The 14929-nt window shown below is 69.8% G+C and carries 12 protein-coding genes; 9 read left to right on the forward strand and 3 right to left on the reverse strand.

Annotated features, from left to right (window positions below; genetic code table 11):
- Window position 1: 1 nt before the first annotated feature.
- Together HFP89_RS12665 and epmB are read right to left on the reverse strand one after the other, a co-directional pair.
- Window positions 2–2044 carry an EAL domain-containing protein gene (locus HFP89_RS12665; protein WP_168718027.1) on the reverse strand — a complete coding sequence of 681 codons (2043 nt, stop codon included), beginning with the start codon at window positions 2042–2044 and terminating at the stop codon, window positions 2–4.
- Between the two features lie 175 nt (window positions 2045–2219).
- A complete protein-coding gene (gene epmB / locus HFP89_RS12670) occupies window positions 2220–3221 on the reverse strand; it encodes an EF-P beta-lysylation protein EpmB (RefSeq protein ID WP_168718028.1) in 1002 nt (333 codons plus the stop codon).
- Window positions 3222–3329: 108 nt separating this feature from the next.
- Here epmB and efp point away from each other — a divergent pair, with 108 nt between their 5' ends.
- The 7 genes from efp (at window position 3330) to HFP89_RS12705 (ending at window position 12283) form a co-directional block, all read left to right on the forward strand.
- Window positions 3330–3899: an elongation factor P gene (efp, locus tag HFP89_RS12675; protein WP_168718029.1), complete on the forward strand. Its 570-nt coding sequence runs from the start codon at window positions 3330–3332 to the stop codon at window positions 3897–3899.
- 7 nt (window positions 3900–3906) lie between these two features.
- Complete coding sequence (locus HFP89_RS12680) at window positions 3907–5235, forward strand: TRZ/ATZ family hydrolase (RefSeq protein ID WP_168718030.1); 1329 nt, start codon at window positions 3907–3909, stop codon at window positions 5233–5235.
- The gene (gene ubiG, locus HFP89_RS12685) at window positions 5232–5999 is read left to right on the forward strand and encodes a bifunctional 2-polyprenyl-6-hydroxyphenol methylase/3-demethylubiquinol 3-O-methyltransferase UbiG (RefSeq protein ID WP_168718031.1); all 768 of its coding nucleotides are present in this window, start codon (window positions 5232–5234) and stop codon (window positions 5997–5999) included. Before HFP89_RS12680 ends, ubiG begins: the two co-directional genes overlap by 4 nt.
- Complete coding sequence (locus HFP89_RS12690) at window positions 5996–6679, forward strand: HAD-IA family hydrolase (protein ID WP_168718032.1); 684 nt, start codon at window positions 5996–5998, stop codon at window positions 6677–6679. Before ubiG ends, HFP89_RS12690 begins: the two co-directional genes overlap by 4 nt.
- Complete coding sequence (locus tag HFP89_RS12695; protein WP_168718033.1) at window positions 6676–7590, forward strand: Hsp33 family molecular chaperone HslO; 915 nt, start codon at window positions 6676–6678, stop codon at window positions 7588–7590. Before HFP89_RS12690 ends, HFP89_RS12695 begins: the two co-directional genes overlap by 4 nt.
- A complete protein-coding gene (locus HFP89_RS12700; protein ID WP_168718034.1) occupies window positions 7571–8431 on the forward strand; it encodes a squalene/phytoene synthase family protein in 861 nt (286 codons plus the stop codon). Before HFP89_RS12695 ends, HFP89_RS12700 begins: the two co-directional genes overlap by 20 nt.
- A gap of 252 nt (window positions 8432–8683) precedes the next feature.
- Entirely contained in the window at window positions 8684–12283 is a 3600-nt protein-coding gene (locus HFP89_RS12705) for a S8 family serine peptidase (RefSeq protein WP_168718035.1), read from the forward strand.
- A 79-nt stretch (window positions 12284–12362) separates the two neighbouring features.
- On the opposite strand, the gene HFP89_RS12710 is transcribed toward HFP89_RS12705, so the two are convergent.
- Window positions 12363–13592, reverse strand: a complete 1230-nt coding sequence (locus tag HFP89_RS12710) for a patatin-like phospholipase family protein (RefSeq protein ID WP_168718036.1) — start codon at window positions 13590–13592, stop codon at window positions 12363–12365.
- A gap of 106 nt (window positions 13593–13698) precedes the next feature.
- Here HFP89_RS12710 and HFP89_RS12715 point away from each other — a divergent pair, with 106 nt between their 5' ends.
- Window positions 13699–14151 carry a peroxiredoxin gene (locus HFP89_RS12715; protein ID WP_168718037.1) on the forward strand — a complete coding sequence of 151 codons (453 nt, stop codon included), beginning with the start codon at window positions 13699–13701 and terminating at the stop codon, window positions 14149–14151.
- Window positions 14148–14891 carry a hypothetical protein gene (locus HFP89_RS12720; RefSeq protein WP_168718038.1) on the forward strand — a complete coding sequence of 248 codons (744 nt, stop codon included), beginning with the start codon at window positions 14148–14150 and terminating at the stop codon, window positions 14889–14891. The genes HFP89_RS12715 and HFP89_RS12720 overlap by 4 nt, the downstream gene beginning before the upstream one ends.
- The last annotated feature ends 38 nt before the right edge of the window (window positions 14892–14929 follow it).

A 14929-nucleotide genomic window follows, 5' to 3' on the forward strand; every position in this document is an offset into this window, starting at 1 on the left:
ATCACTCGTCGCGGAGGAAGTCGTCCTGGACCAGGGTGATGCCGAACTGCCACAGTGCGGCCAGGTCGGCGGTGTTCTCCACCGGCGGTGCGATCACCTCCACGGCATGGCTCTTGGCGTCTCGGGTCAGCGCCTCGAGCGCGGCCCGGGCGGCGTCTCCCTTGCCGAGCGCGCCGGCGAGGTTTCCTTCGAGCTTGATGAAGTCGAAGCTCAGGTTCTTCAACAGCATGTCGATGCGGGTCTCGAGCTCCACGCCGAGCAGGGCCAGCCGGACACCGCGAGCGACGAAGCGATTGGCGAAGCGCTGCACCTCGCGCAGGCTTTCGCGGATCTCGGGTTCGCGGACGCCGACGATCAGGCGCTGGCCGGGCATCTGCCCGCTTTCGATGCGTTCCTGCAGCCAGTCGCAGAAGGTCTCCTCGGTGATGCTGGGCAGCGACAGACCGACCAGCACGTCGGCATCGTCATCGTCCATGCCTTCGCCGCCGATCACCCGTTCGAGCAGGTCCCGGTCCAGGTCGGTGGCCAGGCCGGTCTTCACCGCCGCGGCGCGGAACGCGGACGGCAGGATGACCTCGTCGCTGCCTTCGACGCGCAGGCGCGCTTCGGTCTCGATGATCCGGAACTCGTCGTCTTCCATACTGGTGATCGGAAGGTGGATCAGCCGGAATTCGCGGTTGTTCAGCGCGTGGCGCAGGCGCTCCGACCACTGCGCCAGGTCATCGCCGTCGGCCGCTTCGGCGCTGGGCCGGTAGCGGACGTAGCAGTTGCCGCCGGTGCGCTCGGCCTCGTGCAGTGCGCCCTGGGCCTGGGCCAGCAGCTCATCGCCGCTGAACATCTGGCCGGTGCCCAGTGACAGGCCGACGCTGACGGTGATCGTCGGCGACTTGCCGCCGATCTCGAGGATCTTGCCGGAGAAGTGTTCGACCAGCCGGGTCGCCAGCGCAACGGTGTCGCCGCGATCGGCGGTGCACTGGCACAGCGCGAGCACGTGATCGGACAGCCGGGCCGGATACAGGCCTTCGTCGACCACTTCGCCGAACAGTTCGGCCATCTGCTTGATGATCTGGTCCGAGGCCGCGGCGCCGACCTTCTTCTGCAGGCTGGCGTAGTCGTCGATGGCGACCAGAAGAACGGCGACATGGGTGTCGTCGTCGATCGAGGCGGTGACCTCGCTGAGCGTGGCGATGAACGCCTGGCGATTCATCAGGCCGGTGACCAGGTCGCGCGAGCGCAGCTTTTCGAGCTCCTGCTGCAGTTCCTCGGAGTCGCCGAGGGCGACCTGTTCGCGAATCATGATCTGGGTGCAGGCCTCGCCGTCGTAGCGGGCCGGCGAGAAGTCGGCCCGGGCGCGGAATTCGCTGCCGTCGGCGCGCTGGGCCTGGACGTCGATCGGCGCGTCGGGAATCTCGCCTTTCGACAGGGCGCGCAGCAGGGTCTTCAGGTCGGTGCCGTCGTTGGCGGCCGGCAGCAGGTCGAGGATGGAAAACCCTTCGAGCTCGTCGAATCCGGCGTAGCCGAACTGTTCGAGGTAGCTCGGGTTGGCGTAGATGTGCAGGCCTTCGTGCAGATAGGCGATGGCCTCGCGCGAGGATTCCAGCAGCAGGTTGTAGCGTTCCTGGATGTCGCTGACCTGGCGCAGCGCCTCGGTCTGCTCGCGGCCGGTCGCGATCAGCCGGGCGCGTTCGCGGATCAGCCGCGCCGCGTTGCGCGGATCGTCGACGCGCGCGATGCCCTCCATCGAGACCTGGGCGGCGGCCGCGGCGGACTCGGGCTCGGGGTCGGCCAGCGCCAGGATCGGCGGCGCCGCGGACTGGTTGCGCAGCGCGCGGACCAGCGGATCGAGCAGCGCGTGGCTGCCGGCATGAACGTGGATGACCGCGAGGTCGATCCGGCCTTCGTCCAGCGTCCGGCTGATCGCGTTGGGCGTATCGGCGAACTGGAAGATCAGCGTCGCATCGCCGACCGCAGTCTCCAGTTCACTGACGATGCCGGGGTCGTCGTCGACGATCAGTAGATTGAGTCGATCCTGGCGTTCCGCCATGCCTGCTCCTCCGCCGCGTTGTCGGCGAGATTCCGTTCCGTGGACGGCGCCGCGATCCGGTCCGATCCAGCCTCGTTCGGATTCCCGTTCGAATGGTTCTGTTCTCGTCCTTCCCCCGTTGCCGCCGCATTCTACGCCGACCGCGCCGCCGGCGCGACGTCCGCGGCGCGCCCGGCTACAGCACCGGCAGCTTGTACGGCGCGCCGGCCCGTTCGCGGACCAGCCGGGGAACCAGGTAGCCGGGCAGCACGACGCGCAGGGCGTCCACCAGGCCGCGCGCGCGCGGCTCGTCGACGTCGAAGTGCGCGCTGCCCGCGACCCGGTCGAGCAGGTGCAGATAGTAGGGCAGGGCGCCGGCCTCGAAGCCGGTCTCCATCAGCGCCTGCAAGCGCTCGGCGTCGTCGTTGACGCCGGCCAGCAGCACGGCCTGGTTCAGCACCCAGGCGCCGGCATCGCGCAGCCGGCCGAGCGCGGCCGCGGCCGCGCCGTCGAACTCCTGTGCATGGTTGGCGTGGACGACCACCACGCAGTCCCAGGGCAGCCCGGCCAGCCAGTCGGTCAGGCCGGCGTCGACCCGGGCGGGCAGGGTCACCGGCATCCGGCTGTGGATGCGCAGGCGGCGGATGTGACCGAGATCGAGCAGCCGGTCGGTCAGGCGCCGCAGGCGATCGGTGGTCAGCATCAGCGGATCGCCGCCGGACAGGATGAGCTCGCTGACTTCGCGGTGCGCGCGCAGGTAGTCGGCCAGCGCGTCCCACTCCGACGGCACGGCCTGGGCTTCGGAATAGGGAAACTCGCGCCGGAAGCAGTAGCGGCAGTGGATGGCGCAGGCGCCGGTGGTGATCACCAGGACCCGACCGGTGTACTTGTGCAGCAGGCCGTGCCCGGCGCGGCTGGCCGTATCGCCGACCGGGTCGGCGCTGAAGCCTGCCACATCGATCCGCTCCCGGGTCAGCGGCAGGACCTGTCGCAGCAGCGGGTCGTCCGGGTCGCCGGGCCGCATCCGGTCGCTGAACGCGCGCGGCACGCGCAGCGGAAACGGGCTGTCCGGGTCCAGTCCGACGGCACCGGCATCGAGACCGAGATGGGCCAGCAGTGCATGGCCGTCGCGCCACCCGTCGCGCAGCTGCTGCTGCCAGTTCAGGGTCGACGAGGATGGCTCCGGGACAGGTATCATAGCGGGCTTGATTCGAAACGCGACGGGTCGGTCGCAGGCAACGGGCGCGGGCCGGTCCCGCAGCGAGCCCCATTGTAGAAGACCGGCAAGCAAACCAGTGGAGACAACATGGCAAGTTACGGATTGAACGACGTCAAGAACGGCCTGAAGGTGCTGATCAACGGCGATCCCCACACCATCACCGACACCGAATTCGTCAAGCCGGGCAAGGGTCAGGCCTTCACCCGCTTCAAGGTCCGCAACCTGAAGACCGGCCGGGTGGTCGAGAAGACGATCAAGGCCAACGAAACGCTCGAGGGCGCCGACGTGTTCGAAAAGGAGGTCCAGTACCTCTACTCCGACGGCGAGTTCTGGCACTTCATGGACCCGGACAGCTTCGAGCAGCTGGCCGCCGACGCGTCGGCCATCGGCGACAACGCCAAGTGGCTGAAGGAAGAGGACCGCTGCCAGATCACGCTGTTCAACGGCGAGCCGATCACCGTCATGCCGCCGAACTTCGTCGAGCTGAAGGTGGTCCAGACCGACCCCGGCGAGCGCGGCGATACCTCCGGGGGCGGCGGCAAGCCGGCCGAGCTGGAGACCGGCGCGGTGGTCCGAGTACCGCTGTTCATCAACGAAGGCGAAGTGCTGCGCATCGACACCCGTTCCGGCGAGTACGTCTCGCGCGTCAAGGACTGATCGCCCGATGGGTCGTCAGGCGCTGCTGCCCGAATGGGTGGTCCCGGTCGTTCCCGAAGGTCGGGTGCTGACCGGGACCGCGGTGGTCCTGGACGGCGAGCGCATCGAAGCGCTGGTGCCGATCGCCGAGCTCGACGCGGCCTGTCCGGACGCCGAGCGCATCGATCTGCCCGGCCGCGCGCTGATGCCGGGGCTGGTCAACATGCACACCCACAGCGCGATGGCGCTGCTGCGCGGGCTGGCCGACGACCTGCCGCTGATGCGCTGGCTCGAAGACCACATCTGGCCGGCCGAAGGTCGACTGATGGGGCCGGACTACGTGCGTGCCGGCACCGAGCTGGCGATTGCCGAGATGCTTCGGGGCGGTACCACGACCTTCAACGACAACTACTTCTTCCCCGACGTCACCGCCGAGGTCGCGGTCCGGGTCGGCATGCGGGCCGTGGTCGGAATGCCGGTGATCCGGTTTCCGACCGCCTGGGCGCAGACCGAGGACGAGTACTTCCGCCGCGGGCTGGAGGTCCACGAGCGCTTCCAGGGCGAGCCGCTGGTCGGCGTCACCTTCGTCCCGCACGCGCCCTATTCGGTCGACGACTCGGCCTTCGAGCGCATCCGGACGCTGGCCGAGGAGCTCGACCTGGTGGTGCACCTGCACCTGCTGGAAGCCGCCGGCGAGATCGAGTCCAGCCGGCGCGAGCACGGCATGCATCCGCTGGACCGGCTCGAGAAGCTCGGCCTGCTGGGGCCGCGCCTGCTGGCGGTGCACATGACCCAGCTGAGCGCCGCCGATATTCTGCGGCTGGCCCGGGCCGGTGTCCACGTGGTGCACTGCCCGGATTCGAACCTGAAGCTGGCCAGCGGCATCTGCCCGGTCGCCGAACTGGACGCCGCCGGCGTCAACGTCTGCATCGGCACCGACGGCGCGGCCAGCAACAACGACCTGGACCTGCTGGCCGAGACCCGGCTGGCCGCGCTGCTGGCCAAGGGCCGCTCGGGCAATCCCGAGGCCGTGCCCGCCGCGCGCGCGCTGTCGATGGCCACTCTTCACGGCGCGCGGGCGCTGGGCATGGAAGATCGGATCGGCAGCATCGAAGCCGGCAAGCAGGCCGACCTGGCCGCGATCCGGCTCGACTGCATCGAGACCGAACCGGTTCACCACGTCATCTCCCAGCTGGTCTATGCCGCGCCGCGGTGCCAGTTCACCGATGTCTGGGTGGCCGGACGGCGGCTGCTGAACGACCGGTCGCTGACCACGCTGGACGAGGCCGCGCTGCTGACCCAGACCCGGAATTGGCGCCAGCGGATCGCGACCCTCCCGACCGAGGCCGACGCATGAACAGCTCTTCTGCCCCCGAATCCGAATCCGAAGCCCGTCCCGCCGGCGACCTCGTGACCGACCGGGAAAACCTCGACCCGCGCGAGACCCGGGCCTTCGACCGGCTGGCGTCGCGCTGGTGGGATCCCGAGGGCGAGTTCCGCCCGCTGCACGACATCAACGGTCCGCGCGCCGACTGGATCGAACAGCGCGCGGCGCTCGACGGCGCCGCGCTGCTCGACGTCGGCTGCGGCGGCGGCCTGTTGACCGAAGCGATGGCCGAACGCGGTGCGCGCGTCACCGGCATCGACCGGGCCGGCAAGGCACTGAAGGTGGCCCAGCTGCACCGGATCGAGTCGGGTCTGGAGGTCGACTACCGCGAGGTCACCGCCGAGGCGCTGGCCGCGGAGTCGCCGGGCGCCTACGATGTGGTCACCTGCCTGGAAATGCTCGAGCACGTGCCCGAGCCGGCCAGCGTGGTCCGCGCCTGCTTCGCGCTGGCCCGGCCCGGCGGCCAGCTGTTCTTCAGTACCATCAACCGCTCGCCGCTGGCCTGGGCCACGGCCATCGTCGGTGCCGAGTACCTGCTGCAACTGCTGCCGCGCGGCACCCACCGCTACGATCGGCTGATCCGGCCGTCCGAACTGGCCGGCTTCGTGCGCGCTGCCGGCGGTGACGTGGTCGAGATCGCCGGCATGCACTACAACCCGTTCTCGCGCAGCGTGCGCATCGACGGACGGCCGCGCGTCAACTACCTGCTGCACGCCCGCAAGCCCGAGGCATGACCGGCTCCGCCCTGCGCGCCGTGCTGTTCGACCTGGACGGCACGCTGGCCGATACCGCGCCCGACCTGGTCGGCGCGGTCGCCCGGCTGCGCGCGCGGCTGGGCCTGGCCGAGATCGATCTCGGCCACCTGCCGCCGCTGGCGGGGCAGGGTGCGCTGGCGCTGATGGCTGCCGGCGTGCCCGAACTCGACGAGGCGCAGCGCGAGGTCTGGCGATCGGCCTACCTCGAGGACTACCGCGCCCACTGCTGGGACGACAGTCGGCCCTTCGACGGCGTGCCCGACCTGCTCGAGCGACTCGACGCGATGGGCCTGAAGATCGGCGTGGTCACCAACAAGCTGCGCGCGCTGGCCGAGCCGCTGATCCGCCGGGCCGGTTGGGCCGACCGGGTCGCTGCGCTGGTCGGCGGCGACGACACGGATCGTCCGAAGCCGGCTCCGGACCCGGTCGAACAGGCCTGCCGCCTGCTCGGTGTCGCGCCCGGCGAGGCGGTGATGGTCGGCGACGATCGGCGCGACATCCAGGCCGGCCGCGCCGCCGGAAGCCGGACCGTCGCTGCGGCCTGGGGCTACCTGGCAGCCAGCGAGGATCCGGCCGGATGGGGCGCGGATGCCCTGATCCGGCGCCCGATCGACCTGCTCGCCGCGCTGGCCGAGATCCAGACCGGAACGCTGCGATGAGCGACGATCCGCGCGAGCCGCCGACCGGCGATCATCTCCAGCGCGTGCTGCTCGAAGCGGCCAACGCGCGTTGCGTGGTCGTCCACCTCGATCGCGTACTCGCCGAGGTGCTGGCCCGCGGGCCGTATCCGCCGGCGGTGGCCGGTCTGCTCGGCGAAGCGCTGGTCGTCACCGCGCTGTGCTCCAGCGGGCTGAAGTTCGAAGGACGGATCAGCCTGCAGCTGCGCAGCGGCTCGGCGCTTTCGCTGCTGATGGCCGATTGCACCGACGACGGCGGCCTGCGCGGGCTGGCGCGCTTCGATGCCAAGGCCCTTGCGGCCGGGTCGGCCGGGTCGGTGGATCTTCGCAGGCTGGCCGCCGGCGGCACGCTGACGATGACGCTGGAGCCGTCCGATCGCGGCCAGACCTACCAGGGCATCGTGCCGCTGCTCGGTAGCGGCATGGCCGAAGCGATGGAAGCCTACTTCCGCCAGTCCGAGCAGCTCGAGACCCGCATCCGGGTGATCGTCCGCGACGGCGCAGCGGCCGGAATCCTGCTGCAGAAGCTGCCCGGCGAGGCGCCGGACCCGGACGGCTGGAACCGGCTGGGCCGGCTGCTCGACACCGTGTCGGTCGACGAGTTGCAGGCCACCGACTCGGCGACCCTGCTGCACCGCCTGTTCCACGAAGAGCCGCGCCGGCTGTTCCCGGCCCGGCCGCTGGCCTTCCACTGCCCGTGCTCGCGCGAGCGCGTGATGGCGGTGCTGCGCAGCCTCGGCGAGGCCGAGCTCACCGATATCCTCGAGAGCCGGGGCGAGGTCGACGTCGACTGCCAGTTCTGCAACGAGAACTACGCCTTCGACCGGCTGGACCTGGAACAGCTGATCCGCAACGACGCCCCCGAGGTGCCCGATGGCGGAAGCATCCACTGAGTCGTCGCTGGACTGGTGTCGGGCGCGCTACCTGGTGCCCGGGCACCCGCTCACCCTGACCCTGCCGTACGCCGATCCGGCCGATCGCGACGCGCTGCTTGCGCTGCGCGCGCTGATCGGCGAGATCGCCGCGGTGCCGGGCGATGTCTCCGAGCCCGACGTCGCGCGGCGCAAGCTGGGCTGGTGGATGGACGCGCTCGACGACCACTTGCCGCACCCGGTGATCCAGGCCTATCTCGAAAGCGGCGCGGCCGAGCGCGCGCCGACCCGAATGCTCGGCGGACTGGTCGCGGCGGTCCGCGCCACCATCGATGCGCCGCGCTTCGATACCGAAGCCGAGCTCGACCGACATGCCCGCGCACTGGCCGCGCCCGCCGCGCAGGCCGAGGCAGCGCTGGTCGCGCCCGACGGTGTCGACACCACGGTGGTCGAAGAACTGGAGCGGATGGCCGCAGCGGCCTACCGGATCCGGCTGGCCCGCGACCTGGTGCTGGACGCGCGCCACGGTCGCTGGTCGGTGCCGCTGGAGCTGCGGGCGGAGTTCCAGCTCACCCGGGCCCAGGTCGCCGAGGGTGACGCGCCGCACCGCGTCCGCGCGCTGCTGGCCCACCTGGCCGGTCAGGGCGTGCAGGCGATCGAGGCCGGGCGCCAGGCGCTGCCGACCGCGGCCGCCTGGCGCCATCGCCACGCCGTGCTCACCGCCGAGCTCGACCGCCGGCTCGGGCTGTTGCTGGTGCGCAAACCGTCACGGGCACTCGAGCAGCGCCTGTCGGCGTCGGGACCGCGTGCGGCATTCGGTCTCTGGCGACAGGCCCGGCGGCTGCGTCGAGCGGCCCGGTAGGCCGGCTGATCGCACTCGGGTTGCCCGGCCGGCGGCATTGACGAGCCTGAAGGCCGCGGTTCGTTCGGTCGCCGAACCGAGGTCGCCGGATCGGGTGCCTGCACGGTCTGGACGGTGTCGTGCAAGGTCGGTCGATGAATCGCGTGCCGGCAGACACCCGCTCCATTGCGGCGGTCGGACCGGCTGCCTATACTGGCCGCCGGCTTCGCCGACGTCGCGGCGGTGCCCGGTTCGAATTCCAAGGGAGTTTTCATGACGCGTTTCTCGTTTCGCAGCCCCGTTCCGGCTGCACTGCTCGTTCTTCTGATGTCCAGCTCGGCGCTGATCGCCGGCGAAATCAAGTTCACCGCCCCGGAATCGGCGCGCCTGCCGGCCAACGCCGAGCTGCGCACCATGGCCGACTACGGCAACTACCGGCTGCATGCGCTGCCGGAAGACGCGTTCCGGGCCTGGCAGCGCAGCGGGCTTCCCGACGGCGTCCAGCCGCTGCCCGAAGCCAACCGCCTGCTGTTCGACGCCCAGCCCTTCGACACTCTGACCGGGGCGATCGAGGTGCCCGAGGGATGGAGCCGAGTCGCGCCGCGGGGCGAGACCCTGCAGATCATCCAGTTCGTCGGGCCGGTCCGCAGCCAATGGCTCGACCAGGTCAAGGCCGCCGGCGCCACGCCGGTGCACTACGTTGCCAACTACGGCTACCTGGTCTGGGCCGATGACGCGGCACGAGAGCAGCTCGATGCCATGGCGGCCCAGCGCTCGGTGCTGCAGTTCAGCCAGCCGCTGCCGGCATTCTTCAAGCTGGGGCCGGCGATCGGCCGCCGGATCGACAAGGCGCAGTCGCCCGATCGCGTGGTTCCGGTCACGATCCAGATGATCCGCCACCCGGCGGCGGCCGATACCCAGCAGTTCCTCGACGGCCTGGCCGAGCGCAAGCTGGCCGACTGGTCGCCGGTCCTGGGCTTCCAGAACGCGCGCTACGAGGTGCGCATCGACGATCTGCGGACCATCGCCGAGCGTCCCGATGTCTACTGGGTCGAGGAATACCTTCCGCGCGAGCTGTTCGACGAGGTGCAGAACCAGATCGTGGCCGGCAACTTCAACGGCGACCAGAGCGGTCCGTCGGGCACCGGCTACCTGGGCTGGCTGACCGGGCTCGGGTTTTCGACCGACCACGCCGATTATCCGACCGTGGTCGTGGTGGACGACGGGACCGGCAACGGTGCCGTCAATTCCGGTGACCCGACGCTGCACGTCGACGGCGACATCGCCAACCCGTCGCGACTGCAGTTCGTGACCAGCTGCCACAGCGTCAGCAGCGCCGAGAGCATCGGCGGTCATGGTCACATCAACACCAGCATCGTCGGTGGTTACGACGAGCGGACCGGTTTTCCGTTCGAGGACCCGAACGGCTATCAGCGCGGCCAGGGGGTCAACCCGTTCGCGTCGCTGGCCAGCACCCGGATCTTCGCCCCGGGCTTCGACCTGACGGGCTGCGGCGGCACCGACACCGGCACCATCCAGCACACCTGGCAGCAGGGCGGGCGGATCAGCACCAACTCCTGGGGCTGTTCGGGCTGCGCCGGAAGCTACGACGACGGCTCCCAGGCCTACGATGTCGGGGTTCGCGATGCCGATCCGGCTGCGGCCATGAACCAGGAACTGATGGTGCTGTTCGCGGCCGGCAATTCCGGTCCGTCGACCGGCACGGTCGGCACCCCGGGCAACGGCAAGAACATGCTGACCGTCGGTGCGTCGGAGAACCAGCGACCTTCCGACGAGGACGGCAACTGGACCGACGGTTGCGGGACCGGGCCGAGCGGCGCCGACAACGCCATGGACGTGATCGGGTTTTCCAGCCGCGGTCCGTCGCCGGGCGGACGCGTCAAGCCCGAGACGATCGCGCCGGGAACGCACATCCAGGGGACCGCCAGCACCAGCGGCAACTACGACGGCAGCGTCGTGTGTGACGCCTTCCGCCCGAGCGGCCAGTCGGTGTTCGCCGCCTCCAGCGGCACCAGCCACTCCACGCCGGCGGTGGCCGGGGTGACGTCGCTGGCCTGGTGGTGGCTGGAAAACGCCACCGGCATCCAGCCGGCCAACCCCGGCGCCCCGGTCACGCCGAGCCCGGCGCTGCTCAAGGCCTACGTGCTGGCCCATCCCACCTACCTGACCGGTGTGTCGGGGGGCGACGACCTGCCGAGCAACGTGCAGGGCTACGGCATGCCGAACATGAACCTGATGTTCGACGACGCCCTGAAGGTGACCGTCAACCAGGACGTGCTGTTCGACAACAGCGGCGAGGACTGGAGCATGAGCGTCTCGGCGGCCGATCCGACCCGCCCGGTGCGGGTGATGATGGTCTACACCGACCAGGCCGGCGCGATCGGCACCAGCCCGCAGGTCAACGACTTGAACCTCTCGGTCGAGGCCGCCGGACAGACCTACCTCGGCAACGTGTTCAGCGGCCCGTGGAGCACGACCGGCGGCAGCGCCGACAGCGCCAACAACTACGAGGCCGTGTTCTTCGACGCCGGCACCGTCAGCGCGTTGACCGTGACCGTGTCGGCCTTCAACATCGCCGGCGACGGCGTGCCGAACGTCGGTGACTCCACCGATCAGGATTTCGCCCTGGTCTGCTACAACTGCGTCCAGGAGCCGACCTTCACCCTGTCCGGCTCGCCGGCCGAGGCAGCCATCTGCACACCGGACGATGCGGCGTATTCCATCGATGTCGGCGCCGTGCTCGGCTTCTCCGATCCGGTCTCGCTTTCCGCCGTGGGCAACCCGGCCGGAACCACGGCCACGTTCGGATCGAGCAACGTCACGCCGCCGAACACCACCTCGCTGACCATCGCCAACACGGGCGCGGCTGTGGCCGGCGAGTACACCGTGACCGTCGATGGCGTCAGCGGCGGAACGAGTCGATCCGTGGAGCTGGCTCTCAGCGTCTTCACCGCGGCGCCCGCGGCACCGTCTCCGAGTGCACCGGTCGACGGCGCCACCAACGTTCCCCAGCAGGCGACCCTGGAATGGGGCGCGGTCGCGCAGGCGTCGGAATACACGGTCGAAGTGGCCGACGATCCGGCGTTCTCCAACATCCTGTTCTCCACGACCACCGACGCGACATCGGCGGTCACTTCGCCGCTGCCGAGCAACACCGAGCTGTACTGGCGGGTGTCGGTCGCCAACCAGTGCGGTAGCGAGGTGTCGTCGACCCGCTCGTTCATCACCGTGGCGCTGCCCGGGGATTGCTCGATCGGCAGCACGCCCGAGGTGCACCTGATCGAGGACTTCGAGTCCGGCGCCCCGGGCTGGACCACTGGAGGAACGGGCAGCACCTGGGTGCTGCAGAGCGCGCAGGTCAACAGCGGCACCCAGGCCTGGCACGGCGAGGATGTGCCGTCGGTCAGCGATCAGCTGCTGACCACGCCGCCGATCGCACTGCCGGCCGACACCAGCGCACACAGCTTCCAGTTCTGGAATCGCCAGGAGATGGAAGACGGCGGCTCGGGCTGCTTCGATGGCGGATTGCTGGAGATCAGCACCGACGCCGGTGCGAGCTGGTCGCAGCTGCCGAATGCCGTGATGCTGACCGACCCGTACGACGGCCCCATGGACGATGGCTTCAGCAACCCGGCCGCCGGCCTGGATGCCTGGTGCGGCGATCCCCAGGAATGGATGAACTCGATTGTCGATCTCGGCGCCTATGCCGGCGAGACCGTCCAGCTGCGCTTCCGCCTGGCCACCGACTCGTCGGTCGGCAAGCCGGGCTGGTGGATCGACGACATCCGCGTCCAGAGCTGCGCGACGGTCCAGACCGAGACGGTGTTCGAGGACGGGTTCGAGAGCCCGTAGCCGGCAGGCCCCTGCAACAAGACAAAGGCCCGGGACGTCCCGGGCCTTTTCTTTTCTTCAGCGCCTGTGGGCCTCGGCCTCAGAGATCTTCGAGCAGCCGATCCAGCCGGTCGAGGTTGCGCGCCAGGCTGTTGCCCAGCGGGGCGAGGTAGGGCGGTTCCTGGGCCAGGCTGGTCTTGAGCGTGCGGTGTTCTTCCAGTGCCGCGCGGTCCGGGGCCAGGTCGTAGGGGGCGAGGAACTTCTCCAGATCGTCGGCGCGGGTCAGCAGCTCGCGGCGGGTGTGCTGGTAGGCGTGTTCGGCCAGGTCGCTGCGGCTGGAGTAGCTGAACATGTTGGTGAAGAACAATCGCTCGTCGTGTCGATCGGGCTCGACCAGCAGGATCGAGGATTCCGGGAACTGGCTGGCGTACTTGGAGATGCCGATCTGCATCCGCGACTGGATCAGCGCGCGGAAGGTCTGGGCCAGCACCAGCGGCAGGCCGCCGTCGATCATGCGTTCCTGGTCGATCTGCATCCGCTCGGGGTCCTGCGCGGCATCGAACGGCACCAGCGGGTTGACGCCGATCAGCAGGTCGACGCCGTCGTTGAGCGCGACCGAGGCGTGCAGGGTGCGGCGCAGGGCGCCGTCGACGTAGTAGCGGTCCTTGATCCGGACCGGCGGATACAGGCCGGGCAGGGCGGCCGAGGCCTGGACGGCGCGCGAGATCGGTACATCGTCGAGACCCGGTTCGCCGAAGCGCACCGCGCCGCCGGTGTTCAGGTCCATCGCGACGACTCGCAGCGTGGTGTCGAGCTCGCGGAAATCGTTGGTCCGGCCGGGCCTGTCGAGGACCCGGGCGACGAAGTTGTGGATGGTCTCGTTGTCGAACACGCCGGTCGGCAGCACCCGGCTGAGGCCGCCGATCGATTCCAGTCGGCCGAGATGCGACGGGTGCCGGATCGCTTCGGTGATCAGTGCCCAGAACGCGCCCGGCGTGTTGCGCACGCGGTCGGTGAATTCGCCCAGCGCCGGGCGCAGGAACGACTCGGGTTCGAACGTGAATTCCGCACCCTTGGCGCCGAGAAAGACCCGGCACATCTGGCTGGTCGTGACCTGGTTGGCCAGGCTGGCGGCCAGGAACGCGCCGGCGCTGACCCCGACGTAGTGGTCCAGCTGATGCAGACGGAGGCCTGAAATGCCCTCGTTGACGGCCTGCAGCGCGCCGAGTTCGTAGATGGCGCCCAGCGGACCGCCGCCGGCCAGGGCCAGGCCGATTCGCGGCGCTTTGCGTCCGCTGCGCCGTTTTCCGGCGGGATTCAGAGTCAGCATGAGGAATCGCTCATGAACATCCTGATCATTGTAACGCCGCCGGACGCGTCTCGGCCGTGTGGCTTGCTATCCTGACGTCCTGACCGTTCGAGGAGGTGCCATCGAAATGACAGCGACTCCGGGCCGACCGGCCCCCGCTTTCGAGTTGCCCGACCAGGACGGAGCGACCTGGTCGCTGGCCGAGCATGCCGGACAGCGCCTGCTGCTGGTGTTCTACCCGGGCGACGACACGCCGGTCTGCACCCGGCAGCTGTGCGAGTACCGCGATGGCCTGTCGGAATTTCAGGGCCTGGGCGTGGAGCTTGTCGGCATCAGCGGCGACGACGCGGCCTCGCACCGGCGGTTCCGTGACAAGCACGATCTGCCGTTCCCGCTGCTGACCGATGCCGACCTGGCGGTGGCCGCGCAGTACGGCTGCAAGGGCCTGCTGGGCATGAAGCGCGGCGTGTTTTTGCTCGACGAAGCCCAGGTGATCCGCTACGCCCACGTCGAGGCGGTGGCGGTGTTCCGCCGCGGCCGCGACGAGCTGGTCAAGGAAATCCGCGCACTCGAGGCATGAGCAGCACCGACCGCAACGGCACCGAGCATCTCGCCCGGCAGGTGGAGGCCAGCCTGGCGCTGGTCGGGCGATTGCCGTCGACGGACCCGGCGCTGGCCGCACTGCAGCGCTGGCAGCGGGCCCGCCTGGACGCGACCTATGCCGACCTGGCCGCGCAGGACATCTACCGCGATGCCTGCGTGTTCTTCCTCGACGAGCTCTACGGCGGCAAGAACGTCACCGAGCGCGATCGGCAGCTGGAGCGCGCCCTGCCGGTCATGAAGCGCTTCCTGCCCGACCACCTGCTGTTCGCGGTCGGCGAGGCGATGCGGCTGCAGTGGATGAGCCTGGACCTCGACGCCCGGCTGGCCGCGCGCATCGAGGGGCCGCTGGACCAGCCCGAGTACGCCCGGGCCTATCGCCGACTGGAGGCCTGGGACGAGCGCGAGGAACAGATCCGCCTGATCGGCGAGCTGGGTGACCTGCTGGTCGAGACGGTGCGCAAGCCGATGATCCGGCGGCTGGTGCGCTGGATGCATCGCCCGGCGGTCGCGGCCGGTTTCGGCCGGCTGCAGGAGTTCCTGATGGAGGGCCTGGACGCGTTCGCGGTGATGGGCAAGGACGGGACGTTCTTCGTCGAGACCATCGTCGAGCGTGAACGCCGGGCGCTGGAGGCCATCCGCGACGGTGCCGACTGGCCGTTCGAGCCGTGGATCGGCCACGGGCCGGTGCCGCCCGACGACTCGTCGTCCGACGTCTGAGCGCCGGAGTTCGCCGTGTTCGCCTGCACCCCAACCCC

The organism is Wenzhouxiangella sp. XN79A (assembly GCF_012272825.1).
Lineage (GTDB): Bacteria > Pseudomonadota > Gammaproteobacteria > Xanthomonadales > Wenzhouxiangellaceae.